22 protein-coding genes and 1 pseudogene are annotated in these 26,557 nt (G+C 71.8%); 11 read left to right on the plus strand and 12 right to left on the minus strand.

Annotated elements, in window-relative coordinates; genetic code table 11:
• Positions 1-13 precede the first annotated feature (13 nt).
• The gene (locus tag O7627_RS31505; RefSeq protein WP_278097083.1) at positions 14-292 is read right to left on the minus strand and encodes a hypothetical protein; all 279 of its coding nucleotides are present in this window, start codon (positions 290-292) and stop codon (positions 14-16) included.
• Positions 293-686: 394 nt separating this feature from the next.
• Between O7627_RS31505 and O7627_RS31510 the strand changes: the two genes are divergently transcribed.
• On the plus strand, positions 687-2,348 hold the full coding sequence (locus O7627_RS31510; RefSeq protein WP_278097084.1) for a DNA repair helicase XPB: 1,662 nt from the start codon (positions 687-689) through the stop codon (positions 2,346-2,348).
• Between the two features lie 100 nt (positions 2,349-2,448).
• On the opposite strand, the gene O7627_RS31515 is transcribed toward O7627_RS31510, so the two are convergent.
• The 3 genes from O7627_RS31515 to ligD (O7627_RS31525) form a co-directional block, all read right to left on the minus strand.
• Positions 2,449-3,741 (minus strand): hypothetical protein, encoded by a 1,293-nt coding sequence (locus O7627_RS31515; protein ID WP_278097085.1) that lies wholly within the window; start codon positions 3,739-3,741, stop codon positions 2,449-2,451.
• Positions 3,742-4,186: 445 nt separating this feature from the next.
• Positions 4,187-5,110: a non-homologous end-joining DNA ligase gene (gene ligD / locus O7627_RS31520; RefSeq protein WP_278097086.1), complete on the minus strand. Its 924-nt coding sequence runs from the start codon at positions 5,108-5,110 to the stop codon at positions 4,187-4,189.
• Positions 5,100-6,041: a non-homologous end-joining DNA ligase gene (gene ligD, locus O7627_RS31525; protein WP_278097087.1), complete on the minus strand. Its 942-nt coding sequence runs from the start codon at positions 6,039-6,041 to the stop codon at positions 5,100-5,102. Before ligD (O7627_RS31525) ends, ligD (O7627_RS31520) begins: the two co-directional genes overlap by 11 nt.
• 164 nt (positions 6,042-6,205) lie before the next feature.
• Here ligD (O7627_RS31525) and O7627_RS31530 point away from each other — a divergent pair, with 164 nt between their 5' ends.
• The 4 genes from O7627_RS31530 (at position 6,206) to O7627_RS31545 (ending at position 9,388) form a co-directional block, all read left to right on the plus strand.
• Complete coding sequence (locus tag O7627_RS31530; protein WP_278097088.1) at positions 6,206-7,237, plus strand: Ku protein; 1,032 nt, start codon at positions 6,206-6,208, stop codon at positions 7,235-7,237.
• Positions 7,238-7,314: 77 nt separating this feature from the next.
• Positions 7,315-7,968 (plus strand): HAD family phosphatase, encoded by a 654-nt coding sequence (locus tag O7627_RS31535; RefSeq protein WP_278097089.1) that lies wholly within the window; start codon positions 7,315-7,317, stop codon positions 7,966-7,968.
• Between the two features lie 80 nt (positions 7,969-8,048).
• Positions 8,049-8,273 (plus strand): hypothetical protein, encoded by a 225-nt coding sequence (locus O7627_RS31540; RefSeq protein ID WP_278097090.1) that lies wholly within the window; start codon positions 8,049-8,051, stop codon positions 8,271-8,273.
• Between the two features lie 311 nt (positions 8,274-8,584).
• Entirely contained in the window at positions 8,585-9,388 is an 804-nt protein-coding gene (locus O7627_RS31545) for a glutaminyl-peptide cyclotransferase (protein ID WP_278097091.1), read from the plus strand.
• A 4-nt stretch (positions 9,389-9,392) separates the two neighbouring features.
• On the opposite strand, the gene O7627_RS31550 is transcribed toward O7627_RS31545, so the two are convergent.
• From O7627_RS31550 to O7627_RS31560, 3 genes are all read right to left on the minus strand, one after another.
• Positions 9,393-10,469 carry a hypothetical protein gene (locus O7627_RS31550; protein WP_278097092.1) on the minus strand — a complete coding sequence of 359 codons (1,077 nt, stop codon included), beginning with the start codon at positions 10,467-10,469 and terminating at the stop codon, positions 9,393-9,395.
• A complete protein-coding gene (locus tag O7627_RS31555; protein ID WP_278097093.1) occupies positions 10,466-11,638 on the minus strand; it encodes an SPFH domain-containing protein in 1,173 nt (390 codons plus the stop codon). The genes O7627_RS31550 and O7627_RS31555 overlap by 4 nt, the downstream gene beginning before the upstream one ends.
• A gap of 480 nt (positions 11,639-12,118) precedes the next feature.
• Positions 12,119-13,765 (minus strand): fatty acid--CoA ligase, encoded by a 1,647-nt coding sequence (locus O7627_RS31560; RefSeq protein WP_278097094.1) that lies wholly within the window; start codon positions 13,763-13,765, stop codon positions 12,119-12,121.
• Between the two features lie 55 nt (positions 13,766-13,820).
• Here O7627_RS31560 and O7627_RS31565 point away from each other — a divergent pair, with 55 nt between their 5' ends.
• Positions 13,821-14,315, plus strand: coding sequence for an NUDIX domain-containing protein (locus O7627_RS31565; protein WP_278097095.1), 495 nt, complete (start codon positions 13,821-13,823; stop codon positions 14,313-14,315).
• 1 nt (position 14,316) lies between these two features.
• Here the strand turns inward: O7627_RS31565 and O7627_RS31570 are convergent, their stop codons facing one another.
• Positions 14,317-14,865, minus strand: a complete 549-nt coding sequence (locus O7627_RS31570) for a type 1 glutamine amidotransferase domain-containing protein (protein ID WP_278097096.1) — start codon at positions 14,863-14,865, stop codon at positions 14,317-14,319.
• 151 nt (positions 14,866-15,016) lie between these two features.
• On the opposite strand from O7627_RS31570, the gene rfaE2 reads away from it, so the two are divergent.
• Entirely contained in the window at positions 15,017-16,891 is a 1,875-nt protein-coding gene (rfaE2, locus tag O7627_RS31575) for a D-glycero-beta-D-manno-heptose 1-phosphate adenylyltransferase (RefSeq protein ID WP_278097097.1), read from the plus strand.
• Positions 16,888-17,745, plus strand: a complete 858-nt coding sequence (locus tag O7627_RS31580; RefSeq protein WP_278097098.1) for a glycosyltransferase family A protein — start codon at positions 16,888-16,890, stop codon at positions 17,743-17,745. Before rfaE2 ends, O7627_RS31580 begins: the two co-directional genes overlap by 4 nt.
• On the opposite strand, the gene O7627_RS31585 is transcribed toward O7627_RS31580, so the two are convergent.
• Together O7627_RS31585 and O7627_RS31590 are read right to left on the minus strand one after the other, a co-directional pair.
• Positions 17,729-18,847, minus strand: coding sequence for a glycosyltransferase family 9 protein (locus O7627_RS31585; RefSeq protein WP_278097099.1), 1,119 nt, complete (start codon positions 18,845-18,847; stop codon positions 17,729-17,731). The genes O7627_RS31580 and O7627_RS31585 overlap by 17 nt on opposite strands.
• Positions 18,848-19,012: 165 nt before the next feature.
• Positions 19,013-19,483, minus strand: a pseudogene (locus O7627_RS31590) (DUF2231 domain-containing protein); the annotation flags it as partial.
• Positions 19,484-19,739: 256 nt separating this feature from the next.
• Between O7627_RS31590 and O7627_RS31595 the strand changes: the two are divergent.
• Positions 19,740-21,296 (plus strand): metallophosphoesterase, encoded by a 1,557-nt coding sequence (locus O7627_RS31595; RefSeq protein WP_278097100.1) that lies wholly within the window; start codon positions 19,740-19,742, stop codon positions 21,294-21,296.
• Here O7627_RS31595 and O7627_RS31600 read toward each other — a convergent pair.
• Entirely contained in the window at positions 21,285-21,758 is a 474-nt protein-coding gene (locus O7627_RS31600; protein WP_278097101.1) for a hypothetical protein, read from the minus strand. The two genes, O7627_RS31595 and O7627_RS31600, sit on opposite strands and share 12 nt — an antisense overlap.
• 286 nt (positions 21,759-22,044) lie before the next feature.
• On the opposite strand from O7627_RS31600, the gene O7627_RS31605 reads away from it, so the two are divergent.
• Together O7627_RS31605 and O7627_RS31610 are read left to right on the plus strand one after the other, a co-directional pair.
• Positions 22,045-22,464 carry a DUF4260 domain-containing protein gene (locus O7627_RS31605; protein ID WP_278097102.1) on the plus strand — a complete coding sequence of 140 codons (420 nt, stop codon included), beginning with the start codon at positions 22,045-22,047 and terminating at the stop codon, positions 22,462-22,464.
• Between the two features lie 60 nt (positions 22,465-22,524).
• Entirely contained in the window at positions 22,525-23,766 is a 1,242-nt protein-coding gene (locus O7627_RS31610) for an MFS transporter (RefSeq protein ID WP_347404692.1), read from the plus strand.
• A gap of 183 nt (positions 23,767-23,949) precedes the next feature.
• Here the strand turns inward: O7627_RS31610 and valS are convergent, their stop codons facing one another.
• Positions 23,950-26,496, minus strand: coding sequence for a valine--tRNA ligase (gene valS / locus O7627_RS31615; protein ID WP_278098506.1), 2,547 nt, complete (start codon positions 26,494-26,496; stop codon positions 23,950-23,952).
• Between the last annotated feature and the right edge of the window lie 61 nt (positions 26,497-26,557).

Consider the following 26,557-nt stretch of genomic DNA (forward strand, 5'->3'; position numbering starts at 1 on the left):
AAATTCACGGCCGTCAGTCGCGCCGGCTGCGGCGTACGGTGCCGATGATCGAGACCGCCAGCAGCAGGGCGAACCCGGTGCCGAGCGACTCGCCGACCGAGTCGATGAAGCCCTGCTCCAGGATCAGCCAGCCGAACAGGAACCAGCTCACCAGCACCAGGCCGACCGCGGAATACCAGAAGACGGTGGCCCGACTCACCTCCGCCGGATCGGCGGCGGCCGGACCGCCCCGGTCCGCCGGCGACCGCTCCGGGGATCTGCCCGGTGCCATCGCCTCACGATCCACCGACATCTCGCCTCCCGCCCGTTGGTCCCACCGGGTCAAGCGTTACACCTGTGGACGGGATATGACAGTCTCGACCGGGCGCGAGTCCTCACCGGGACAGCTCGGGCGCACCCGCTCCTGGCCCGGCGCGGGGGGCGCGCCCGCCCCCGAAGGCCCGCTCCGCGCCCGCCGGAACCACCTGCTCCTGGTACGGCGCGCCACGGATCGGGCGCGCCCGTCCCGCGCCGACCAGGTGATGGCGGACGACCCCCCGGCCGCGACAACCATCAGGTGCTAGACGCCCCAGCGGTCCGCCAGGTTGCGTCCGGCGCCGAATTTCTTCCGCCCGTCAGAGGTCGTGCAACACTTGTGGGTCGGGTACGGCACCAGCCCCGGTGCGCCCGAGGAGAGGACGGCACGGGTGAGCGGTGGCCCCCTGATCGTGCAGTCGGACAAGACCCTGCTGCTGGAGATCGACCATCCGGACGCGCAGGCCTGCCGGATGGCGATCGCCCCCTTCGCCGAGCTGGAACGCTCGCCGGAGCACGTGCACACCTACCGGCTGACGCCGCTCGGGCTCTGGAACGCCCGGGCCGCCGGGCACGACGCCGAGGGGGTGGTGGACGCGCTGCTGCGCTTCTCCCGCTATCCGGTGCCGCACGCCCTGCTTGTCGACGTCGCCGACACGATGGACCGGTACGGCCGGCTGCAACTGGTGAACGATCCGAACCACGGGCTGGTGCTGCGGGCACTGGACCGGATGGTGCTGATCGAGGTGGCCAAGAGCAAGAAGCTCGCCGGCATGCTCGGCAACAAGATCGACGACGACACCATCGCGGTGCACCCGTCCGAGCGCGGCCGGCTCAAGCAGGGGCTGCTCAAGCTCGGCTGGCCGGCCGAGGACCTGGCCGGTTACGTGGACGGCGAGGCGCACCCGATCGAGCTGGCCGAGGCGGGCCAGGACGGCAAGCCGGGCTGGACGCTGCGGTCGTACCAGCGGGAGGCCGTGGAGCAGTTCTGGGCCGGCGGCTCGGGCGTGGTGGTGCTGCCGTGCGGGGCGGGCAAGACGCTGGTCGGGGCCGCCGCGATGGCCGAGGCGAAGGCGACCACGCTGATCCTGGTGACGAACACCGTGGCCGGTCGGCAGTGGAAGCGGGAACTGGTGGCCCGAACCTCGTTGACCGCCGACGAGATCGGCGAGTACTCCGGCGAGCGCAAGGAAATCCGGCCGGTCACCATCGCCACGTACCAGGTGCTGACGGCGCGGCGCGGCGGCGCCTTCACCCACCTCGACCTGTTCGGCGCCCGCGACTGGGGTCTGGTCATCTACGACGAGGTGCACCTGCTGCCGGCGCCGATCTTCCGGTTCACCGCCGACCTGCAGGCCCGCCGCCGGCTCGGCCTGACCGCGACGCTGGTCCGCGAGGACGGCCGGGAGGGCGACGTCTTCTCGCTCATCGGCCCGAAACGCTACGACGCGCCGTGGAAGGACATCGAATCGCAGGGCTGGATCGCGCCGGCCGACTGCACCGAGGTCCGGGTCACCCTGACCGACGCCGAGCGGATGGCGTACGCGACCGCGGAGCCGGAGGAGCGCTACCGGATGGCCGCCTCGGCCCGGACCAAGCTGCCGGTGGTCAAGGCGCTCGTCGACCGGCACCGGGGCGACCAGGTGCTGGTGATCGGCGGCTACATCGACCAACTGCACCAGCTGGGGGAATATCTGGACGCCCCGATCGTGCAGGGCTCCACCACCAACAAGGAGCGCGAGCGGCTCTTCGACGCGTTCCGCTCCGGCGAGGTCGCCACCCTGGTGATCTCCAAGGTCGGCAACTTCTCCATCGACCTGCCGGAGGCGGCGGTGGCGATCCAGGTCTCCGGCACCTTCGGCTCCCGGCAGGAGGAGGCGCAACGGCTCGGCCGGGTGCTCCGCCCCAAGGTCGACGGCCGGCAGGCGCACTTCTACACGGTCGTCTCCCGGGACACCATCGACACCGAGTACGCCGCCCACCGGCAGCGCTTCCTGGCCGAGCAGGGGTACGCGTACACCATCGTCGACGCCGACGACGTGCTCGCCGGATAGACCGAACCCCGGGTCGGTGGTGGTCACCGGCCCGGGGCCCGATCTGTCGACCGTCAGTTGACGGGTCTGTGGTCGGCGGGCTGGGCGCCCGCCGCGGCGGTCAGCCGACCTGGAGGCGGAAGGAGTCGAACGCCGGGGTCTGGTTCGCCGCCTGCATCATCGGGATCCGGTGCGAACCGTCACCCGCCCAGGAGGAGCACTGGTACAGCCCGGCCGTGGGCAGCCCGCCGACCTGGATGTCGATCTGGTCGGGTTGGGCGCCGCCGCCGCCGTCCTCGGTGGCCACGAAGAACTCGGGCACCGGGTCCGAGGAGGGTGCCTCGTTGTCGTTGGCCAGCAGCCGGCAGGACGAGTGGAAGTGACCGCGGGTCAGGCCCTGGCCGTCGAGCACCGAGCTCTCGACGTAGTAGCCACCCTGGGCGGCCGCCAGGAAGCGGTCCCGAACCAGGTTGCGGGTGCTGACCCGGAAGCTGAACGGCTGGTTGACGTCGACCTGGTCCGGCGACTGGGTGATCAGCAGGGTGGGGTTGCGGTCGCGGCTGCCGACCTCGCCGAACGCGGTGCTGACGCACCGGTTGCCGTCCTGGAAGCCGTTGTGCGCCTGGAGCTGGCTGTCGTCGCAGTTGTTGGCCAGGATGTCGAGGCCACCACCCTGGTCGTTGTCGCCACCGTTGTCGTTGCCGCCCTGGTCGCCGTCGTTGTTGCCGTCGCCCTGGCCGTCACCGTTGTTGTCACCGCCGTTGTTGTCACCGTCGCCGTTGTTACCGCCGTCGCCGTTGTTGTTGCCGTCGCCCTGGCCGTCACCGCCGTTGTTGCCGGGGTTGGTGACCGAGCAGTTGGCCAGTCCGCCCAGGCCGCGGGGCCGTTCGCCGACCCGGCTGAAAGCGATCTCGATCCGGTCGATGGTGGCGGTGCGCTTGCCTGCCAGCGGACCCAGGATGGCGTTGTCGACGAAGGCCGGGCCGCCCTCGCCCTGGCTGGACGCGAGTCGCCGGTTGGCCTCCTGGATCTGCGTCTCCAGCAGCGCCAGGTTGCGGTCCACCTCGCCGCGGGCCCGGCCCGGCACCCGCGGCAACCGGTCGGCCACACTCGGGCAGACCACCGTGTCGCCGGCGGCCAGAGTGGCCACCGTGGTCTCGCCGCATTCCTGGCCGTCACCCCAGTGATGACGGACCTGGCGCCCGTTCTGCCTGGTGACCGTCGTGCCAGCGCCCTCCGGCGCGTCCGCGCCGGGCACCGGTGCGGGACAGTCCACCGAGGAGGTCCGGTTGTCCTGGGCGTTTGATACCTGGGTGACCGCGATGATGCCACCGAACATCGCCAGCGTGCCGACCACCGCGATGACGCGCTTGTGCGCGGCGCTGAGGGACGAGGTCCGCCGGCTGGCAGCCACTCTGCGCCGTTTCGCCGATCTGTACACGGGATCCTGCTCCTTCGCATCGTCGGAGGCGCGGCTGGTTGGGGCGTCGTCCGAATGGGATTGACCTGAGCCGAACGCACTCCGGAGTCGATCGGCTACATTCATCGCGATCCACTGCCGAAGCCGGCAAGCGTCCTTCTCGGCAGCCACGCTAGAAAGAATCTTCGTGAATCGTCAAGGCATCGGCACGAATTAAATCCGGAGCAATTTTTTAAGCAAAACTTATGCCCCAGAACCTGAACCGACCAGGTCGTCCGTTCGGTTGATGCCAGCGGTTCAACGATGTTGTGAATCTCTCACCGGTGAACCGAACGGGGTCCGCGTGCGATGAACCCGGTCGAGGAGAAACCACTCGGAGGCATTATGCAGGCACCTCCGGCGGCTGGCTATGCCCGGCAACCTGCCATTCCGCGAATGGTCAGTCGGTGGGCACCTCCGGCCCTCCGTCGAGCAGCGGCGCGAGCAGATCGCCGTACCGGTCGACCCGGGCCAGCACCTCGGCGGCGGTGAACTGACGGGCGGTGCCGCCGGCCGCCGCCTCGACCTCCGGCCAGGAGAGCGGGGTCGACACGGTCGGCTGCGGCTGCGCCCGCAACGAGTACGCCGTGACCGTGGTCTTCGCGGCGTTGTTCTGACTCCAGTCGATGAAAACCTTGCCCGGTCGCAGCCGGCGGGCCATCTTCGCGGTGATCGTGTTCGGCGACCGGGCGGCCAGCTCCTCGGCGATCCGGCGGACGTAGCCGGCGACCACGTCGGCCGACTGCCGACCGGAGACCGCGGCCGAGACCTGCAGCCCCTTCTTGCCCGAGGTCTTCGCCAGCCCGGTCAGGCCGTCGTCGGCGAGCCGGTCGCGGATCAGCAACGCCACCTCGCAGCACTCGGTCAGGGCCGCCGGCGCGCCCGGGTCGAGATCGACCACCAGCAGGTCGGGTCGGGGTTCGGGGTCGTCGCCGGCCACCCGCCACTGCGGGGTGTGCAGCTCCAGCGCGGCCAGATTCGCCAGCCAGACCAGCGTCGGAAGGTCCTCGCCGACCACGTAGTCGAGCATCTCCCGGCCCCGGGACGAGCCGGGCACCGGCAGCCGCTCCAGCCGGACCCAGTCCGGCGTCCCGGCCGGCGCGTTCTTCTCGAAGAAGAACGGCCCGTCCACCCCGTTCGGGTAGCGGATCCGGGTCAGCGCCCGGTCGGCCAGGTGCGGCAGCAGCACCGGGGCGATCCGGGTGTAGTAGTCGATCACCTCGCCCTTGGTGAAGGCCGCCGCCGGGTAGAGCACCTTGTCCAGGTTCGACAGTTCCAGCTCGCGCCCGGCCACCTCGACCCGGATCCGGCCGTCAGCCGCCATCGTCGACCTCCCCCGCCGCCTTGTCCGGGCGCAGCCGGCGCAGGCGCGGGAAGCGCAGCCGCCCGTCCGGAGTGCGCTGGCCGTACTTGACCTCCACCACGACCTCCGGCTTTACCCAGATCGCGCCGCGGGCATCCTCGCGGGGAATCCCGCCGAGGAACGGCGAGTCGGCGGTGCGCAGCGGCTCCAGGACCGCCAGCAGTTCCCGCTCGGCGGCCGCCCCGATGCCGCCGCCGACCCGGCCCCGGTAGACCAGTCGACCACCGCCGGCCGGCACCCCGACCAGCAGCCCACCGATCCGGCGTACGCCGGGCCGCCAGCCGCCGACCACGAAGTCGGCGGTGACCTCCAACTTGACCTTCACCCAGTCCGGCGAGCGGGCACCCGGCCGGTAGACCGAGCCGAGCCGTTTGGCCACCACGCCCTCCAGCCCGTGCTCCCCGGCCGCCTGGTAGGTCGCCCGGCCGTCCGGGAAGACCGGCGGGACGGCCCAGCGCGGCCCGCCGACCCCGAGCTCCTCCAGCGCCGCCCGGCGGCGCTGGTAGGGCCAGCCGGTCAGGTCCTCGCCCCGCAACCGGAGCAGGTCGAAGATCATGTACGTCACCGGCACGGTGGCTGCGAGCCGGGCCGCCCGGCCGGGCTCGCGGACGTGCATCCGCTCGGCCAGCGCGGTGAACGACGGCTGCCCGCTCTCGGTCAGCACCACCACCTCGCCGTCGAGCAGGACGTCGTCCACCTGCCCGCCGAGCGCCGCCAGCTCCGGGTAGGCGGCGGTGATCCGCACCCCCGAGCGGGCGTAGAACTCGGCCACGCCGCCGGCGACGGCGGTGATGGCCCGAACCCCGTCCCACTTGAACTCGTACCCCCAGCCGGGGCCGGCGGGCAGTTCCCCGGTCACGGCGAGCATGGGTTTCATCGGTGCGCCCGGCACGCTTGCGAGCCTAGAACGGCCCGGAACCCCTCGCGCGTCGTTCGATGGGATGCGATCCTTGCGACTACCAGGGAAGATCCCCGCCCCGACCCGCCCGGGTCCGGCGCCGTCCGGGGGGCTTCCGAGCGGCTCGGGGAGGCCGGGCGGCGGGGGAAGGAGCGCAGATGCGGGCAATCTGGAAGGGCGCGGTCTCGTTCGGCCTGGTCTCGATCGGGGTCCGGCTCTATTCGGCGACCGAGGAACGGGACATCCGCTTCCACCAGGTCCACCGCTCCGACGGCGGCCGGATCCGATACAAGCGCACCTGCTCGGTCTGCGGCGAGGAGGTCAGCTACGACGACATCGCCAAGGGGTACGACCTGGGCGGCGGCGAGATGGTGATCCTCACCGACGAGGACTTCGCCGAGCTGCCGCTGAGCACCTCGCACGCGATCGACGTACTGGAGTTCGTGCCGGCCGAGCAGGTCGACCCGATCCTCTACAACAAGGCGTACTTCCTCGAACCGGAGCAGACCGCGACCAAGCCGTACGTGCTGCTGCGCGACGCGCTCACCGACTCCGAGCGGGTGGCGATCGTCAAGGTCGCGTTGCGGCAACGGGAGCAGTTGGCCACCCTTCGGGTCCGGGAGGGGGTGCTGCTGTTGAACACGATGCTCTGGCCGGACGAGATCCGCAAACCCGACTTCGGGTTCCTGGACGACGAGATCACGGTACGCCCGCCGGAGCTGGCGATGGCCAGTTCACTCATCGACTCGATGGCCGGCGAGTTCGAGCCGGACACCTTCACCGACGACTACCGGGCGGCGCTGCAGGAGGTCATCGACGCCAAGGTCGAGGGGCGCGAGGTGGTGGCGCCGGAGGAGGCCGAGGAGGCCCCGGCAGCGGCGGTGGACCTGATGGCGGCACTGCGGGCGTCGGTGGACCGGGCCCGGGCCGCGCGGGGCGAGGAGCCGTCCGGCGGGGCCGGCGAGGCGACGCCGATCTCCTCGGCCCGGTCCGCCAAGCGCCCCGCCGCGAAGTCGACCGGCGGTAAGGCGCCGGCCGCGAAGAAGGCGGCCGGTGAGAAGAAGACACCCGCCAAGAAGACCACCGGGGCGAAGGAGTCGACGAGCGCCAAGAAGACCGGCGCGAAGAAGACCGGCACCACGGCGAAGAAGACCACCGCGGCGAAGAAGGCCGCCCGCAAGTCCGCCTGACCGGACGGTCCAGCCACGCTCGCCGATGCCCGACCACCGGCGGTTTCGCCGCCGCCGGGTCGGGCAGGATAGGTGGCGTGACGGACGCGGTGATCTTCGACCTGGACGGCGTGATTGTTGACTCCGAACCGGTGTGGGAGGAGGTACGCCGCCGGTACGTCGCCGAACACGGCGGCACCTGGCAGCCGGACAGCCAACGGCGGCTGATGGGAATGAGCACCCGGGAGTGGGCCCGGTATCTCAGCGCCGAACTCGGCGTCGACCGGACTCCGGAGCAGGTCGCCGCCGACGTGATCGACGAGATGGCCCGCCGGTACGCCGAGCGGTTGCCGCTGATCCCCGGCGCGGACGAGGTGGTCCGGCGGATCGCCGCCGGCTGGACCCTGGGGCTGGCCAGCTCGTCGCCGACCCGGTTGATCGACGCCGCGCTGGCCGCCACCGGGCTGGCCGAGGTCTTCGCGGTGACCCTCTCCACCGAGCGGGTGGAGCGGGGCAAGCCGGCACCGGACGTCTACGTCGCGGTCGCGCGCCGACTGGCCGCCGACCCGGTCCGCTGCGTCGCGGTCGAGGACTCGTCGAACGGGGTCCGGTCGGCGGCGGCCGCCGGCATGCGGGTGGTGGCGGTGCCGCACGAGGCGTACCCACTCGACCCCGATGCTGCGGAAAAAGCGACGATAGTGCTACCCGGAGTAACCGAATTGACCGAAGAGACCATCCGTTCGCTGCCCTGACGTCCACCAATGTCAGATCGCTGCTTGCGGTGCGGTAACGCCACGTTCCCAACGCCGCCCGGCTGCTATACCGTGGCAAGGTGAGAGTTGAGCGGCACTGGTGGAACGGCAGTCGAGGACAGCTCGCGCGGCGTGACGTTTACATCCGCACCGATGGCGAGCAATGGGAAGTGGAAGCACAGGTCGGTGGCGCCGAAGGGCGCTCGACAGTGCAACAGTGCCCAGGTCGGGCATCGGCGATGATTCTCGCCGACGCCTGGTTGGGCGGCCGTACCGACTGGCGGGAGCTGTCCCCCCGGCCCTGAGCCGGCGGCGACTCCTCTCCGCCACTCCAAACAAACAGCACACCCCCAACAGTCAGCGCCGGATGATTCCGGGTCCGGACGGACCTGGAATCATCCGGCGAGACCGTGCCGCAGTCGGCCCGTGCCGACCCAGCGGTAATCCGGCGCGGATCCGAAGTGCGGTGCAGGAGATCATCGGCGGCTCGCCGGGCACCTCGACGAACTCGGGTATCCGCCGCTGTGCCACCTGACACCCCGGAGCCTGGCAGTATGGCGCCAGGCGCCCGGGGCCTACCACAGCCACCAACGGCCTCTTACAATGACCAGCATCAATGGAGGTGGCCCCGGTGAGCTGGCGGTGGGCGGCACTTGCCGCGTTCACGTTCGTGGTACTGCCCGGCCCGACCATGGTCGCGCAGCCCACCGAGCAGACCGCGCCCCGGCTGCGCGTCGAGGTGCTCGGCACCGTGCCGCACGACACCAGCGCCTTCACCCAGGGCCTCGAACTGCACGACGGCATCCTGTACGAGGGCACCGGTCTGGAGGGACGGTCGCAGATCCGCGCCCTCGACCCGGACACCGGCCAGGTCCAGCAGCAGGTGGCGCTGCCGGCCGAGGTGTTCGGCGAGGGGATCACCGTCGTCGACGACACCATCTGGCAGCTGACCTGGCAGGACGGGATCGCCTACCAGCGTGACCGGGCGACGCTCGCCGAACGGCGCCAGGTCACCTACCCCGGCGAGGGGTGGGGCATCTGCCACGACGCCGACCGTGACCGGCTGGTGATGAGCGACGGCACCGACCGGCTCACCTTCCGCGACCCCGACACCTTCGAGCCGGCTGCGACCGTGGCGGTCACCCTGGACGGCCAGCCGCTGCGGTCGCTGAACGAGCTGGAGTGCGTCGGCGAGAAGGTCTGGGCCAACGTCTGGCAGACCGACCAGATCGTCCGGATCGACCCGGCCACCGGAACCGTCGACGCGGTGGTCGACGCCGCCGGCCTGCTCACCCCCGACGAGCGCGCCGGCGCCGACGTGCTCAACGGCATCACGGCCGTGCCCTGCACCGACAACTTCCTGATCACCGGCAAGCTCTGGCCGAAGATGTTCCGGGTCCGGTTCGTCCCCGCCGGGTGACGCGTCAGCCGGACGACCGGACGAACAGGAACACGATCGCGGCGAGCAGCACCAGCCCGGCCAGCACCGCCGCGACGATCTTCGGGATGCTGTACGGCCGCTGCCCCACCACTTTGCCGGACCGCCCGTTGATCAGCACCTGCCAGGTCCGTCCGCCGTACAGGTAGCAGGCGATCCAGACCGGCAGCAGCAACAGCTTGAAGGTGATGTCGAAGTGCCGGGTGTCGACGCTGTGCACCCGCTGGGTGTCGCCGCCGATGTCGGTCCGGCAGTCGCCCTCGATCACCGGCGCCATCCGCGCCTTCGCCGCCGCCAACCCGGCCGCCGGCTCGACGTCGTAGCGCAGCGTGTCGTACCCGGCCAGGTAGTCCGGCCGGTACGCCTGCGCCCGCTCCAGCGGCCACGGCGCGAGCGCGTCGAGGTCGTCGCCGGCCACCCGGCCGGTCCCCGGCACCAGCACGTCGTCGAAGTCCCGGCGTACGGTGCCGCTGGCCGGATACCAGCGGGTCCGGCGGACCTGCCGGGTCCGGGTCTCGGACCGGCCGTTCACGGTCACCGAGTACGTCTCGGTCACCCAGTAGTACTCACCGCGTTGCCCCTGGTAGTTCGAGACCGTCCGGGCGTCGAACGTCCAATGTGGCAGGTAGGTGCCCCGGACCGACTCGGCCGCGGTGACCTTCTTGAGGCGGTTCGGGGCGAACCAGCGCGACGACACCCAACCGCGCAACGCCGTACGCACCCCGGCCCGGTCGACCTCGAACGGCAGCACCGCCTCCGGCGCCACCTGCTGCACCGCCCCGGCGTCGGCCACCAGCGGGGCGCCGCAGAACTGGCAGCGCTGCGAGATCGCGTCGCTCTCGGTCCGCGCCCCGCACTTGCGGCAGGCCAGCACGTGCGCGCCGAGGCTGGCCACCGGCTTGGCCGGCAGGGCGGCGAACTCCGCGTACGAGTGCTCGCGGACCGCTCGGCCGGCGGCGCCGAGCTGGCGCTCGAAGCCGCAGTACGGGCAGCGGAGCACGGTCGTGCCCGGGGCGTACTCGACCCGGGCACCGCAGCGCTCACACGGGAAGGCTTCGGTCACGGCTGCGGGGGCAGCGGCGGCGGGGCGCTGGCCAGCAGCGGCGCCAGTTCGGGCAGCTCACCGGCGGGCGTCCAGGCGGCCATCCCCGCCTTCCAGACCAGGGTCGTCCCGGTGACCGCGCCGCCGCTGACCCGCTCGGCCAGTCCGGCCCGGTCGAACGGTCCCTGCTGCTGGCCGCCGATGCCGGCGTACCACTGCTCCTGGGTCGGCAGCGGCGGCGGCCCGCCGCCCGGCGCCACGGCGCCGCTGCCGGCAACCGGCGTTACCGGGTCCGGGCTGTCGGTGCCCGGGGTGGGTGGTCCCTGGCTGGCCGGTGGGGTAAGGCCGGCGGCGAGCCGCTGGCCCATCGCCACCCCGAGACCGAGGCCGAGGCCCTCACTGGCCCCACCGCCCGGGTTGCGTACCGCGTCCCGCAGCGCGTCGGCGGTCTGCAACCGGGTGTAGCTGTCCAGGTCGCCGACGATGCCGAGCTGGCTGCGGCGGTCCAGGGCCTGCTCGACCTCGGGTGGCAGCGAGATGTTCTCGATCACGAAGGTCGGGATCTCGATGCCGACCCCGGCCAGCTCACCCGTGAGCGCCTCGGCGAGCCGCTCGCCCAGCGCCGACTGGTGGGCGGCCAGGTCGAGCACCGACACCCCGGCGGTGGCGAGCGCGTTGCTCAGCCGGGCCACGATCACCTGGCGCAGGTACTCCTGCACCTCGTCGGTGCGGAACTGGGCGTCGGTGCCGGCCAGCTCGCTCAGCAGCTTCTCCGGGTCGACGACCCGCACCGTGTACGCCCCGAACGCGCGCAGCCGGACCATGCCGAACTCGGCGTCCCGGACGATCACCGGGTTCTGGGTGCCCCACTTCAGGTCGGTGAACTGCCGGGTGTTGACGAAGTACACCTCGGCCTTGAACGGTGACTCGAATCCGTACTTCCAGCCCTTGAGGGTGCTCAGCACCGGCAGATTCCGGGTTTCCAGGGTGTAGGTGCCGGGGTCGAAGGTGTCGGCGATGGTGCCCTCGTTGACGAAGACCGCCGCCTGCGACTCCCGGACCACCAGCCGGGCGCCCATCTTGATCTCGTTGTCGTGGCGCGGAAACCGCCAGACCAGGGTGTCCCGGCTGTCGTCCAGCCACTCGATGATGTCGATCAGCTCGCCCCGGAGCTTGCCGAACAGTCCCACCAGTGCTCCCTCCGACCCGGTCTGACCTGCGCCGCAACCGACGGTAGCAGCCGGAGCCGGGCGGCCTGGCGCGCCTGTCGCACCTCCCGGTGTCGGGTTGGCGCGGCAGACATGCAGTGCCGACACGGGGTCCCGGCCGGCGAGGAGGCTTCTGATGACCGCGATCGTCGGGTTGGTGGTGAGGGTTCTGTCTACATCGGAGGGGACAGTGCCGGCTCGGACGGCAACCGCCTGACCGTCCGCGCGGACGGCAAGGTGTTCCGTAACGGGCGCTATCTGTTCGGCTTCACCACCTCGTACCGGATGGGTCAGCTCATCCGGTACGGGCTCACCCCGCCGAAGCCGAAGCCCCGCAAGGTTCGACGTGCCCGGTCCAGCCGACGGAGGTGGGATCGCCGTCCCCGCGTTGCTCGCCCACGCCCGCCGTCCTACGGTCGCTCCGAAGGGGAGTTACCTCATCCGGGCCGGGGACGGCGAGCTTCAGCCGGCCAGCTCGCGGACCGACAGGGCGCCGTCGGCGTAGCTGGCCCGGACCCGCTTCTTGTCGAACTTCCCGACGCTGGTCTTCGGCACCGCCTCGATGAACGCCCACCGCTCCGGTAGCTGCCAGCGGGCCACCCGTCCGGCCAGGAAGTCACGCAGCTCCTCGGCCGTGGCCGACGCCCCCGCCCGGAGCACGACGGTGGCCAGCGGGCGCTCGTCCCAGCGCGGGTCCGGCACCCCGACGACGCACGCCTCCTGCACGGCGGGGTGCGCCATCAGCGCGTTCTCCAGCTCGACCGAGGAGATCCACTCACCGCCGGACTTGATCACGTCCTTGGCCCGGTCGGTCAACGTGATGTACCCGTCGGCGGAGAGCATGCCGACGTCCCCGGTCCGCAGCCAGCCGTCCCGGAACTTCTCCGGGTCCGGCTCCTCCTCGCCCAGGTAGGAGCCGGTGATCCAGGGACCGCGTACCTCCAACTCGCCGACGGCCACGCCGTCGGCGGGCAGCGGCTCGCCGAGCGGGCCGACGATGCGGGCCTCGACCCCGGCCGGCACCCGCCCCTGGCTGTAGCGGTACCGCCAGGCCAGCTCGCCGGTGGCGCCGGCCGGCGGGCGGGCCACCGAGCCGAGCGGCGACATCTCGGTCATTCCCCAGGCGTGGATCACGTCCACCCCGTGCCGCTCGGCGAAGGCGTGCATCAGCGCCGGCGGGCAGGCCGAACCGCCGACGATCACCTCGGCCAGCGAGGAGGTGTCGACCTCGTTGGCGTCCAGGTGGGCCAGCAGGTCGGTCCAGATGGTCGGGACCGCGCCGGCCAGCGTGGGCCGCTCGGCGGCGATCATGTCGGCGATCGGGGCGGCCTGCAGGAACCGGTCCGGCATGATCAGCGACGCGCCGGAGAGGAAGGCCGCGTACGGCAGTCCCCAGGACATCGCGTGGAACATCGGCACGATGGCCAGCTCCCGGGTGGTCGGGCCGAGCCCGAAGCTCTCCGGCAGGCAGATCTGCAGCGAGTGCAGGTAGATCGAGCGGTGTGAGTAGGCCACGCCCTTCGGGTTGCCGGTGGTGCCGGAGGTGTAGCAGAGCGCGGCGGCGTCGTTCTCGTCCAGCAGCGGCCAGTCGCACCGGTCCGGCTTGTCGCGCAGCAGCTCGGCCCAATCGTGTACGGCCACCCGCCCGCCGCCCGCGGCCAGCAGCGGCGCCGGATCCCCGCCCCCGACGACCACGATATGTTCTACTGTGGACATCTCCGGCAGGGACTTCGCGAGCAGCGGGATCAGGGTGGAGTCGACGAGCAGCACCCGGTCGGCCGCGTGGTTGGCGATGTAGGCGACCTGGTCCGGGAAGAGCCGCAGGTTGAGGGTGTGCAGCACGGCCCCCATGCTCGGCACCGCGAGGTACGCCACCAGGTGCTCGTTGTTGTTCCACATGAAGGTGGCGACCCGCTGGTCACCGGTGACCCCGAGCTCGTCGCGGAGCGCGTGCGCCAGCCGGGCCGCGTCGGCGCCGACCTGCGCGTACGTCATCCGGCGGGGTTCGGCACCGGTCCAGGTCACCACCTCGGCCCCTCCGTGCACCGTGCTGCCGTGGGTGAGGATCCGGGACACCTGCAGGGGCGTTGCCATCATCGTGCTACGCATGTGTAACAAGCTAGTGGCGCGGATCACACGGAGGGAACCCCGGTAGGTTGATCAGATGAGCAGCATCGGGTGGGCCGAGTCGTACCTCGGGCAGCTCCGGGCGCTGGCCGGCGACCGGACGCTGATGTTCGTCGGCGCCCGCGCCGTGGTCCGCGACGACGCCGGCCGGGTGCTGCTGATCCAGCGTTCCGACAACGGCTACTGGGCGATGCCGGCCGGCGCCATGGAGCTTGGCGAGTCGATCGCCGCCTGTGCGACCCGGGAGGTGTGGGAGGAGACCGGCCTGAGGTCGACGGTGGTGACGCCGTTCGCCCTCTACACCGGCCCGGATCGCACCTTCACCAACATGTACGGCGACACCTACCAGCTCTTCGTGGTCGCGTTCCGGGTCGACGTCTGGGAAGGAGAGCTGCTCACCGTCACCGACGAGACCACCGACGCCGCCTTCTACCGCTACGACCAGTTCCCGACGCCGCTCTCCTCCACCGTCGCCGAGACCCTGGCCGACCTGGCGTTCTTCGAAGAAACCGGGCAGACCGTTCTGAAGTAGGTCAGTGCCGGCCCTCGCCGATCTCCTCCACCACCTTGGCGCAGAACGCCGGCAGGTCGTCCGGCTTGCGGCTGGTCACCAGCCCGTTGTCGACGTGCACCTCCTCGTCGACCCAGGTCGCCCCCGCATTCGTCAGGTCGGTACGCAGGCTCGGCCAGGAGGTGACCGTCCGGCCCCGGACCACGTCGGCGTCGATCATCGTCCACGGCCCGTGGCAGATCGCCCCGACCGGCTTGCCCGCGGTGAAGAACGACCGGACGAAGCTCACCGCGTCCGGGTCGGCCCGCAGAAAGTCCGGGTTGGCCACCCCGCCCGGCAGCACCAGCGCGTCGTACCGGTCCGGGTCGGCCGCCGACACCACCGTGTCGACCTGGTACGTCTTTGACTTGTCCAGGTGGTTGAAGGCCTGGATCGAACCGGCTTCGAGGGAGACCAGCTCGACCTCGGCGCCGGCGTTCTCGATCGCCTCCCGAGGCTGGGTGTACTCCACCTCCTCGACGCCGTCGGTAGCCAGGAACGCCACCCGCTTGCCGGTCAGTTTCGCCGCCATCTCGTCCCACTCCTTCCGGTGTATCGCTGTTCGCGTACCGGTTGTCCTGCCCGGGTCGGAACCGCTCAAACCTGCCGTGACGGCCGCCACGAGGTCCGCCGCGGCGCCCGATGACCAGGTTTGGCGCGGGTGTCACCGGGGACCCGCCGGCATGGCGACAGGGTCTACGGAACGGCGGCGGTTCGCCGAGGTCGTGGAGAGCTGGACCGGACGCGGGGTGCTGGTGGTCGGCGACGCCATGCTCGACGAGTGGCGGTTCACCGAGTCCGACCGGCTCTGCCGGGAGGCACCCGCGCCGGTGCTGACCCTGCGCCGACGGATCGCCTCGGCCGGCGGGGCGGCCAACGCCGCAGTCAACCTGACCGCGCTCGGCGCCCACGCGGCGCTGGTGGCCCCGGTCGGCGCCGACGTGGCCGGCGACGAGCTGCACGACTGTCTGGACCGGGCCGGGGTCTGCGACCGGACGGTGACCCAGGAGGGTCGGCCCACGCCGGTCAAGCGGCGGCTGCTCGCCGCCGACCAGATCCTGGTACGCGAGGACGAGGGCAACAGCGACGAGCCGCTGCCGCAGCTCGGCGTACGCCGGCTGCTGACCGCCCTGAGCTGCGCGGTCGACGAGTTGCGCGCGGAGACCGGCGGGCCGGCGCCGACGCTCGTCATCTGCGACTACGGCCTGGGCGCGCTGCCGGAGCCGGTCCGGGCCTGGCTGATCTCCCACCGGGGCCGGTTCGCCACGGTGGCGCTCGACGCACACGACCTGGCGCACTGGCAGGGCCTCGCCCCCACGGTGGTGACTCCGAGCTTCGCCGAGGCGATCCGGTTCCTGGACGGCCCTGGCCGCACCGGCGGGGCCCGGGCCACGGCCACCGGTCCGCTCGGACGCTCGACCTCCACCGGTCCGGCCGCCGGTGCGACCGCGAGCGTCAACGGACCGGCAGCGGCGGGCGGCCGGGTCACCGTGGTCGGGCCGGAGATGACGGCGGCCGGTACCGAGGTGGCGGTGGCCGGCACCGACGGGCGGGTGGGCAGCGACGAGGTGGCGCTGACCGGCGACGACCGGGCCCGGCTGGCCCGCAGCCGGCTCGCCGAGCTGCGTGACCGGACCGGCGCCAAGGTGGTCGCGGTGACCCTGGACACCGACGGCGCGGTCGTCGGCGACGCCGACGGGAACCCCGAGCGCAGCCACGCCCGACCGGTGCCGGCCAGCTACGCGGTCGGGGCGGGAGACGCCTACCTGGCGACGATGGCCCTCGCGCTCACCGTCGGCACCCCGCTGGCCACCGCCACCCAGCTGGCCCAACTGGCCGCCACCACCACCGTCTCGGACACCGGCACCTGCGTCTGCCGCCGGGAGAGCCTGCTCGCCGCGCTCGGTTCGGCCGAGCACGACGACGGCTCGCCGATCGTGGTCGACCACGCCGGACTCGCCGAGCTGGTGGCCGGACACCGGCGGGCCGGCCGCAGCGTCGTGTTCACCAACGGCTGCTTCGACGTGCTGCATCCGGGACACGTTCGCTACCTGGCGCAGGCCGCCAGCCTCGGCGACCTGCTGGTGGTGGCGGTGAACTCGGACGACAGCGTCCGCCGGCTGAAGGGTCCGGACCGGCCGGTGAACCCGGTCGACGACCGGGTGGCCGTGCTGGCCGCACTCTCCTGTGTGGATCATGTGGTGGTGTTCGGGGAGGACTCCCCGACCGGGCTGATCGAGACGGTCCGCCCGGACGTGTACGTCAAGGGCGGCGACTACCCGCCCGAGATGGTGCCGGAGGCGCCGCTGGTCCGCCGTCTCGGCGGCCAGGTCCGCACCCTCGGCTACGTCGCCGACCGGTCCACCTCGGCGATCATCGACCGGATCCGCGCCCAGGGCGAGCAGCGGTCCGGCGCCGCCGGCCGCAGCCCCGAGCCGGCCGGCCACACCCCGGCTCCCGAGCCGGCCGGCCGTGCCACGGAACCGGCTGGCCATGCCGCCGCTTCCGAGTCGGCCGGGGCGGTCCGGACCCCGCTCGGCTCGCCACCGGCGCCGTGAACCGGCCGCTGGAGCTCGGCGACCCGGCCGACTTCCGGCGCGGCCGGACCCTGGACGTACTCGTGCCTACCCGCAACCGGGCCGCGGAGCTGGCGGTGACGCTCAGCGGGCTGGCCGCGAACTCGGTGGCCGGGTTCGGGGTGGTGGTCAGCGACCAGTCCGACGGCGACCCGTCCTGGACGCATCCGGCGGTGGCCGCGATGGTCCGGGTGCTGCGCCACCGGGGGCATCCGGTGCTGCTGACCCGCCGGCTGCCCCGGCGCGGTCTGGCCGAGCACCGGGCGTTCCTGCTCGACCAGTCGGCCGCCGGGTACGTGCTCTACCTGGACGACGATGTCTGGCTGGAACCGGGCGCGGTGGCCCGGCTACTGATGGCCATGGTGGAACTCGACTGCGGCTTCGTGGGCAACGGCGTACACGGTCTGTCCTATCTGGATGACGTACGGCCGGAGACGCACCGGCACTTCGAACCGTGGCCAGGCCGGCCGGCGCCGGAGCGGATCCGGCCCGGTATGCCGCAGTGGGACCGGGCCCGGATCCACTCGGCGGCGAACCTGCTGCACGTGACGGACGCGTGCGACCTGGCCGATGGCGAATGGCTGGCGTACAAGGTCTCCTGGATCGGCGGCTGCGTGCTCTACCACGCGGGGCGGCTCCGGGCGGCCGGCGGATTCGACTTCTGGCACCGGCTGCCCGAGCGGCACCAGGGCGAGGACGTGGCCGCTCAGCTCGCCGTGCTGGACCGGTACGGCGGCGCCGGGATCCTACCCAGCGGCGCGTACCACCTGGAGTCGCCGACCACGGTCACCGAGCGGGAGGTGGAGGCCTGGGAGGTGGTCAGCCTGCCGGGATGAGCTGGCTGCCGCCGGTCTCGGCCAGGTCGGCGACAGCCGCCAGCACCTCCACCACCGGCACGTCGGTCACGAACGACTCCCGGTGCTCGCACTCACCGACGCCGTCGCGGTCCGGGTAGATGTCCCGACTGCCGTCCACCCCGCAGACCGGGCAGTGGATGGTCCAGGAGCCGATTGGGCGGTGCCGGGCCCGCAGCGGCACGGCGCAGTTGATCAGGTTGCCGACCCAGAAGATGCCGACCGTCGGGGTACCGACCGCCGCCGCGACGTGCACCGGCCCGGTGTCGTTGGAGACCACCACCCGGCAGCCGACGTAGAGCCCGATCAGGCCGCCGAGGGAGAGCTGACCGGCCAGCGACCGCACCGGGGCGCGGGCGGCGGCCACCACCCGGTCGGCGAGTTCGCGCTCGGCCACGCTGCCGGTGACCAGGACCTGGTACCCGTCGGCCGCCAGCGCGTCGGCCACCTCGGCGAAGCGCTCGGCGGGCCAGCGGCGGCGCGGGTCGCTGGCGCCGGGGTGCAGCGCGATCCTCGGCCGGTCCGGCTCACCCAGCAGGGTTCGCGCCTCGTCGACGTCCGCGCGGGTGACCGCCAGCCGGGGCACCAGGGTCACCGGCTCGGCGCCGACCAGACCGGCGACCTCCAGATAGCGGACGATCTCCGGCTGGTAGTAGACGTAGCGCAGCCAGCGGTCCAGCGGCGGGGCGTCGGCGGCCCGCAGTCCGGCGGTGACCCGGGCACCGAGCCCGGCGACGAGCGGGTTGGAGTTGGCGCCGCCGCCGTGCATCTGCAGCGCCAGATCGAAGCGTTCCCGCCGGGCGGCGGCGAGGAAGTCCGCCATCGCCATCGGCGGCTCGTCCGGGGCGGCGGCCCGGATCCCGTCCGCCGGCGGCACCACCAGCACCCGATCCACCGGGCCGGGTCGGTCGCGCAGCAGCCTGTCGTGCCACGGCGCACCGAGCAACACCAGCTCCGCATCCGGGTACGCGGACCGCAGCGCCTCCAGTGCCGGCAGGGTGAAGATGAAGTCGCCGAGAGCGTTCGCCCGCAGCACGGCGATCCGTTCGACCCCCGGCACCAGGTCCCGCACCCGGCCGATCACCGGTCAGCGCAGTCCGGTGTCGGGGCGGTGCAGTTCCCGGTCTGCGGCCGGGTCGGCGGCGTCCGGTTCGACCGGTTCGAGCTGGTCGACTGCGGTGGTGGCGGAACCCGCGGTGGGCTGTCCCGGCTCGGCCGACCGCCCCGGCGCGGCCGGCACGGTCGGGCCTGGTCGCAGCGAACTGGGTGCGTCGAGGTGCGCGTCGGAGTCCACGCCGACCCCGAGCCGGTCGACGAGTTCGCCGCCGAACCAGGCCCCGATGACGAGCCCGGCCAGGGCCACCACCTCGATGGTGACCAGGGCGCCGCCGGCATTCGGCTCGTCGGCCCCGGTGCGCAGCACCCAGATCCCGCCGAAGAGCAGCAGCACCGCCGCGTTGGTGAGCGAGTGCGCGACCGCGACCCGCTTGGCCCGGGTGCCGGCCGGGATCGCCAGCAGGTCGAAGATGCCCGCCACGGCCGCCACCAGACCGGCGAAGAAACCGACGCTGATGTTCCAGTAGGCCACCTCGCCGAGCACCCGCGGCCCGCCGAAGAGGTCGACCAGGTCAAAGATGACGCCGGTGGCCAGCAACGCCAGTGGGAACATCACCAGCATCGGGTGCACCGGATGGCCCAGTATCTTGAGTCGGCTCTCCATGGTCGCCTCCCAGTCCGGCGGTAACCGGAGCGTCTTCATTACATTGCGCTGAGCTGATAATTCAGATGCGGTACCCCGATCCGGGCGAATCAAACCTGACCTACCGCCCACCAGGTCCGACCTACCGCCCAATCGGGTGAACGACCCAGCGCCCCATCGGTCACACCGGACCGGGCACGACGCCCGGTCAGCCAAGGTGGGCGGTGCGCCAGAACGGATGGGATTAAGATCGTCCGGCATCTGGTATTGATGAGCCATGTCGACAACAGTCCGGCGTTGGGCCGGGTCGTTGGTCGGGTTCGGGCGAGCCGCTGGACGGCGGATCGCCGCGGTCACCGGCCCGGTGCGGCGGCATCGTGGTACGCGCCGAACCGGCCGCGCCGTCGTGATCCTCGTCGCCACCCTGGCCGGTCTGGTCGGCGGGATGCTGTTGGCGGGTCCGTCGTCCGGTGATGTCGGACCGTTCGAGGCGAAGTTCGCACTGACCCCGGCCTGGTCGGGAGGCACCGATGTGCAACTGCCGCCGCTGGGGGCGGTGTGGTTCGACAGCCACTACGGGCCGGTACGACTGACCGTACGGCTGGACTCGCTCGACCAGAACCGCACCCTCGCCCTGGCGTCCAGTCCCGACGCGTTGGCCGAAGCCAGCCGCACCGTGGTCGACGACGTCCGCAGCGGCATCATCCACGCGGTGATCCGCCACGTCGTAGCCGGGCTGCTGGGTGCGCTGCTGGTGGCCGTCTTCGTGCTGCGCACCCCGCGCAGGGTGGCGGTCAGCGCCGGGCTGGCGGTGGCGGTGATGGCGGCGACCGCGACGGTCGCGGTGACCACCTTCCGGCCGGAGTCGGTCGAGGAACCCACCTACCGCGGGCTGTTGACGAACGCGCCCGCGGTGATCGGCGACGCACAGGAGATCACCAGTCAGTTCGGCAGATACCGCGACCAGTTGCAGCGCCTGGTGAACAACGTCAGCAAGCTCTACGGCACCGTCTCCACCCTGCCGGCGTACCAGCCGACCGCCGGCACCGTCCGAGTACTGCACATCTCGGACCTGCACCTCAACCCGGTCGCCTGGCCGCTGGTCACCGCCGTGGTCCGTCAGTACGCGATCGACGTGGTCATCGACACCGGCGACATCAACGACTGGGGTTCCCCACCGGAGTCCGCGTACGTCGACGCCATCGGCGACCTCGGGGTTCCCTACGTGTACGTCCAGGGAAACCACGACTCCCAGCTCACCGCCACCGCCGTGGCCCGGCAGCCGAACGCGGTGGTGCTCGACGACCAGATCGCCACGGTCAACGGTCTGACCATCGCCGGCATCGGCGACCCCCGGTTCACCCCGGACAAGCGCGACGCCGACGCCGAGGAGCCGGACGCCGACCCGGTCCGCGAGTCGGGGCGGCAACTCGCCACCACCGTCACCGCCGCCGGCGTCCCGGTCCACCTGGCCCTCGTGCACGACCCGGTCGCCGCCGAGCCGCTCAACGGCGTCGTACCCCTGGTGCTGGCCGGCCACCACCACGAGCGGAAGGTCAGCACCATGGAGCAGCTGCCCGACCGGCCGGCCACCCGGCTCATGGTCCAGGGATCGACCGGGGGCGCCGGACTACGCGGCCTGGAGAACGAGGAACCCACCTCGCTGCAGATGTCGATCCTGTACTTCGGACCGCAGCAGGCGCTGGGCGCCTATGACGAGATCACCATCGGTGGCACCGGCCGCACCGACGTCACCATCCAGCGCAAGATCCTCGATCCGGAGGACCAACCGCAGCCCTCGCCCTCCGGAACGCCGTCGAGCTCACCCCGGTGAACCCGTCGGGGCCGGTTGGCTCGGCGTCGGCGACCCGGGCGTCGGTGCGACGGATTCCGGCAGATACCGGCGTACCGAGGTAGCCACGACCGCCAGCCCGCCGGAGATGCTCGACACCTGCGGGTCGGATACGCCGTACCGCGCCAATGCCGCCCTGTCGACCTTCTCGACCCGGCCGGCGACCGTCACCACATCGGTGACCCGGACCTCGACCGTCTGGTCGGAGACCACCACCTGCCCGTCCGGCGGGAGGTCGGTGTCGGCGACGAGAAACGCCCGGGCGCCCAGGACCCGGGCAACCGTGGCGGTCAGGTCCACCGACGTGCCGGGCGTCAGCAGCAGCGCACTCGCCGACGGCGCCGCACCCGTGGGATCGGGTGCCGGCTCCGGATCGTCACCGGTGCACGCCGCCGCCAACGCCACCACGATCGCACCCACCAGCAGGGCAGGGAACCGTCGCATGGCTGATCCGCCTCCCGCCCCGCCCACCGCGGGGAGGGTGGACGTCTACTGACCCACTGTCTCACGGCACCGCCGTGGCCGCCCGGACGCTCACCGGGCGGGCTCGACCATGCGCGCACGGTCCGACCACCTACCCAGCCGCCCGGCCCTGGGACACCGTTCCCTCGACCAGGTGCTCGTGACCGCTCGGCCAGAGTCGATGCGTAAGCAGGCACGACCGGAGCCGGATACGGTGAATCCCTCGCGTCGCATCACGACCCCGGCTAGTCGGCAGGCACGGAACGAGGTGCAGAAATTGAATCCGACCGCGGCTCAGCGCATCGAGGCCGTCGCGCTCGCCGCCCTCGCCGTCGTCGTGACCATCGCCGCCGGATACGCGTGGTGGTGGCCGCTGGCCCTCTTCCTCGTCTTCGACCTCTCCATGCTCGGCTACCTGCGCGGCCCTCGTTCGGGCGCGTTCTGGTACAACCTGGGGCACTCCTACACGCTGCCGGCGTTGCTCGGCGCGGTGGCGGTCGCCGCGGCCGCCATGGACGAACCGGCCGACTGGCTCGGGGTCCTGGCCGCCGCCTGGGTCTTCCACATCGCCGTCGACCGGGCCCTCGGTTACGGCCTCAAGACGCCGGAGGGATTCGAACACACCCACCTAGGCGAGATCGGAACAGCCCGGCGGGCCCGGTCCGAGTCCCGGCGGAATCCCCGCTGACCAACTGCCGAACCCTGTTGGACCTCGCCGGGCCACGGCTGATCTGCCATGCTCGATCGGATGACGGGGAACGGGCTCGGCGGGAGGTACTGGCGACTCTGGTCGGCATCGGCGGTGTCCAACCTCGCCGACGGGATCGTGAAGATCGCGTTGCCCCTGGTCGCCCTCGACTTCACCACCTCGCCGGTGCTGATCGCCGGGGTGGCCGCGGCGTTCAGCCTGCCGTGGCTGTTGTTCGCACTGCCGGCCGGCGCACTGATCGACCGGCTGGACCGGCGCCGGGTGATGCTCACCGCCAACGCCCTGCGGGCCGCGCTGTTCGGCGCGCTGGCGACGGCGGCGGCCCTCGACGCGGGCTCGATCTGGCTGCTCTATCTGGTGGCGTTCGGCGTCGGCAGCGCCGAGACCGTCTACGACACCGCCGCCCAGTCGATCCTGCCGCAGGTGGTCGCCCGGGACCTGCTGCCCCGGGCCAACGGGCGGCTGCACGCCGTCGAACTGGCCGCGAACCAGTTCGTCGGCCCGCCGCTCGCGGGTTTCCTGGTGACCCTCGGCGCCGCAGTCGCCCTGGCCGGGCCGGCCGGGCTGTGGCTGATCGCCGTCGCGGCACTGCTGCTGGTGCCTGGCCGGTACCAGGTGGACCGGGAGACCGCGAGCACGCTGCGGGCCGACATTGCCGAAGGGCTGCGCTTCCTGCTCCGGCACCGGCTGCTGCGCACTCTCGCCGCCATGGTGGGCGCCAGCAACTTTCTCAGCAACGCGATGTTCGCGGTGCTGGTGCTCTACGCCGTCGGGCCGGAGTCCGCGATGGGCCTCACCGCGCCCGGGTACGGCGCCCTGCTGACCACGGTCGCCGCCGGCATCGTGCTCGGCTCGCTGGTCGCCGCCAGGATCGAGCGGCGACTCGGCCGGGCGCGGGCTCTCGGCGCGTCCGTGGTCGCGTTCGCGGCGGTCGCCGGCTCGCCCGCTGTGACCAGCAACGCGTACATCCTCGGGGTGGTTTTCTTCGTCGGTGGGATTCTGCTCGCCGCCTGGAACGTGATCACGGTGTCGCTGCGGCAACGGATCACGCCGGACCGGCTACTGGGCCGGGTGAACAGCGGTTACCGGCTGCTCGCCTGGGGCAGCATGCCGCTCGGCGCGCTCACCGGCGGCCTGCTGGCCGAGGCGTTCGGCCTCCGCACGGTCTTCGCCGTCACCGGCCTGCTCTCGCTCACCCTGCTACTCGGCATGCTCCGGGTCACCGACCCAGCCATCGAGGCCGCCGAACGCGCCTCGCAGCCCCATGAACACCGGCGATGACCGAAACTCCTGCCCGAGCCGGTTCCGGGCCCGGTTACGGACCATGGAGCACGCCCTCCTGGTCGGCGTGACCACCCACCGACTGGACCTGGTAACCGCGCTCGGGCAGCCGCCGGCTGGCGGCGGCGTGCATCCTGGACGGGGCCGACCCGCCCGGTTGCCGTCGCCATCACCGTACGCAGATCAGGCGAGCGTGACCTCGGCGCCCAGCGCGCCCTCCGCCACCTCGGTCCGCACCTCATGCACCACACCGGCCGTCTGGACGTCCCGGCTGACCAGGCCGAACGCCCGCGTCTCAGGGTCCTGGCCGCGCACCGTCAGCAGCGCCACCTCACTGCGCATCGACTGCTTCGCCTCGGACTTGGACTTGCGCACGACACCGAGCACCGTGCTGGCCAGGCTCAGCAGCGATGCCGGGGCCTTCTCCGGGTCCAGGGCGGAGGCGAACTCCTCCCGGGAGGGCCACGCGGCGCGGTGCACGGAACCGTCCTGCCACCAGGACCATGCCTCCTCGGTGACGAACGGCAGCATCGGGGCGAAGAGCCGCAGCAGGGTACGCAGCGAGACCGCCAGGGCGGCGTGCGCGGACCGGACCCCGGGAGCGTCGCTCTCGCCGTACGCCCGCCCCTTGACCAGTTCGAGGTAGTCGTCGCAGAAGGTCCAGAAGAAGTGCTCGACGCGCTCCAGGGCACGCGCGTAGTCGTACCCCTCGAAGTGCCTGGTGGCGTCGGCCACCACCGCGGCCAACTCGCCCAGCATGGCCCGGTCGAGCGGCTCGGTGACGTCCGCCGCGCCGAGGCCGGCGCCGGCGGCGACGCCAAAGCGCAGCACGAACTTCGTCGCGTTCAGGATCTTGATGGCGAGGCGGCGGCCCACCTTCATCTGCCCGGTGTCGAACGCGGTGTCGGTGCCCGGACGGCCGCTGACCGCCCAGTAGCGCACCGCGTCGGAGCCGAACTCCTCCAGTAACGCCATCGGGGTGACGGTGTTGCCCTTGGACTTGGACATCTTCTTGCGGTCCGGGTCCACGATCCAGCCGGAGAGCAGCGCGGTGTGCCACGGCAGGTCGCCGAACTCCTGGTGCGAGCGGAGCACGGTGGCGAACAGCCAGGTCCGGATGATCTCGTGGGCCTGCGGGCGCAGGTCCATCGGGAAGACCCGGGCGAACAGGTCGTCGTCCAGGCCCCACCGGCCGGCGATCTCCGGGGTCAGCGAGGAGGTGGCCCAGGTGTCCATGACGTCCGGGTCGCCGGTGAAGCCGCCCGGCGTGTCCCGCTGATCCGGCCGGTAGCCGGGCGGGATGTCGCTGCTGGGGTCGACCGGCAGTTGGTCCTCGGCCGGGGTAATCGGTGCCGAGTAGTCCGGCTCGCCCGCCGCGTCGAGCGGATACCACACCGGGAAGGGCACCCCGAAGAAGCGTTGGCGGCTGACGATCCAGTCGCCGGCCAGGCCGTCCACCCAGTCCTCGTAGCGGTTCCGCATGAAGCCCGGGGACCAGGTCATCTGGCGGCCCCGCTCGATCAGCGCGGCGCGCAGCGCGGCGTCCCGGCCGCCGTTGCGGATGTACCACTGGCGGGTGGTGATGATTTCGAGCGGCTTGTCGCCCTTCTCGTAGAACTTCACCTGCTGCTGGGTCGGCTTCGGGTCGCCGTCGAGCGCCCCGGCCGCGCGCAGTAGCTCGGTCATCTTCTCCTTGGCCGAAAAGGCGGTCTTGCCGGCCAGCTCGGCGTAGGCGGCGACCGCCTGCGGCGCGTCGATACCGGCCGGCGGCTGGGGAAGCAGGCGACCGTCGCGGCCCATCAACGGGCGGGTGGTCAGGTTCAGCTCGCGCCACCAGATCACGTCGGTGAGGTCACCGAAGGTGCAGATCATGGCGATGCCGGTGCCCTTGTCCGGCTGGGCCAACGGGTGCGCCCTGATCGGCACCCGGACGCCGAAGACCGGGGTGACCGCCTCGCTGCCGAACAGGTGCTGGTAGCGCTCGTCGTCGGGATGGGCGACCAGGGCCACGCAGGCCGGCAGCAGCTCGGGCCGGGTGGTTTCGATGTGCACCGCGCCGCCGTCGGCCAGGCCGAAGGCGATCCGGTGGTAGGCGCCCTGGCGCTCCCGGTCCTCCAACTCGGCTTGGGCGACCGCGGTCTGGAAGGTGACGTCCCAGAGAGTCGGCGCGTCCGCGAGGTACGCCTCCCCGCGTTCGAGGTTATGCAGGAACGCCCGTTGCGAGATGGCCCGACTGGCGTCGTCGATGGTGCTGTACTGGAGCGACCAGTCGACCGAGAGACCGAGCTGCCGCCAGAGGTCCTCGTACGCCCGCTCGTCGATCGCGGTGAGCTGCTGGCACAGCTCGACGAAGTTGCCCCGGGAGATCGGCAGCGGCCGGCTCGGCGGATTCTCCGGCAGGGTGAAGTCCGGCTCGTACGGCAGCGCGGGGTCGCACCGCACGCCGTAGTAGTTCTGCACCCTCCGCTCGGTCGGCAGACCGTTGTCGTCCCAGCCGATCGGGTAGAACACTTCCTTGCCGGACATCCGTTGGTAGCGGGCGATGGCATCGGCGTGGGTGTAGGAGAAGACGTGCCCGACGTGCAGAGAGCCGCTGACGGTCGGCGGCGGGGTGTCGATGGAGAACACTCGGTCCCGCGTCGCCGACCGGTCGAAGGTGTACGTGCCCTGCTCTGTCCATACCCCACGCCACTTGCGCTCGATGCCGTCGAGGGTGGGCTTGTCGGGCACAGAGGTCTGCAGCTGCGGCTTTGGAAGATCGGTCACCCATCGACTCTACAAAGACTACTCA

Source organism: Solwaraspora sp. WMMD1047 (assembly GCF_029626155.1).
Lineage (GTDB): Bacteria > Actinomycetota > Actinomycetes > Mycobacteriales > Micromonosporaceae > WMMD1047.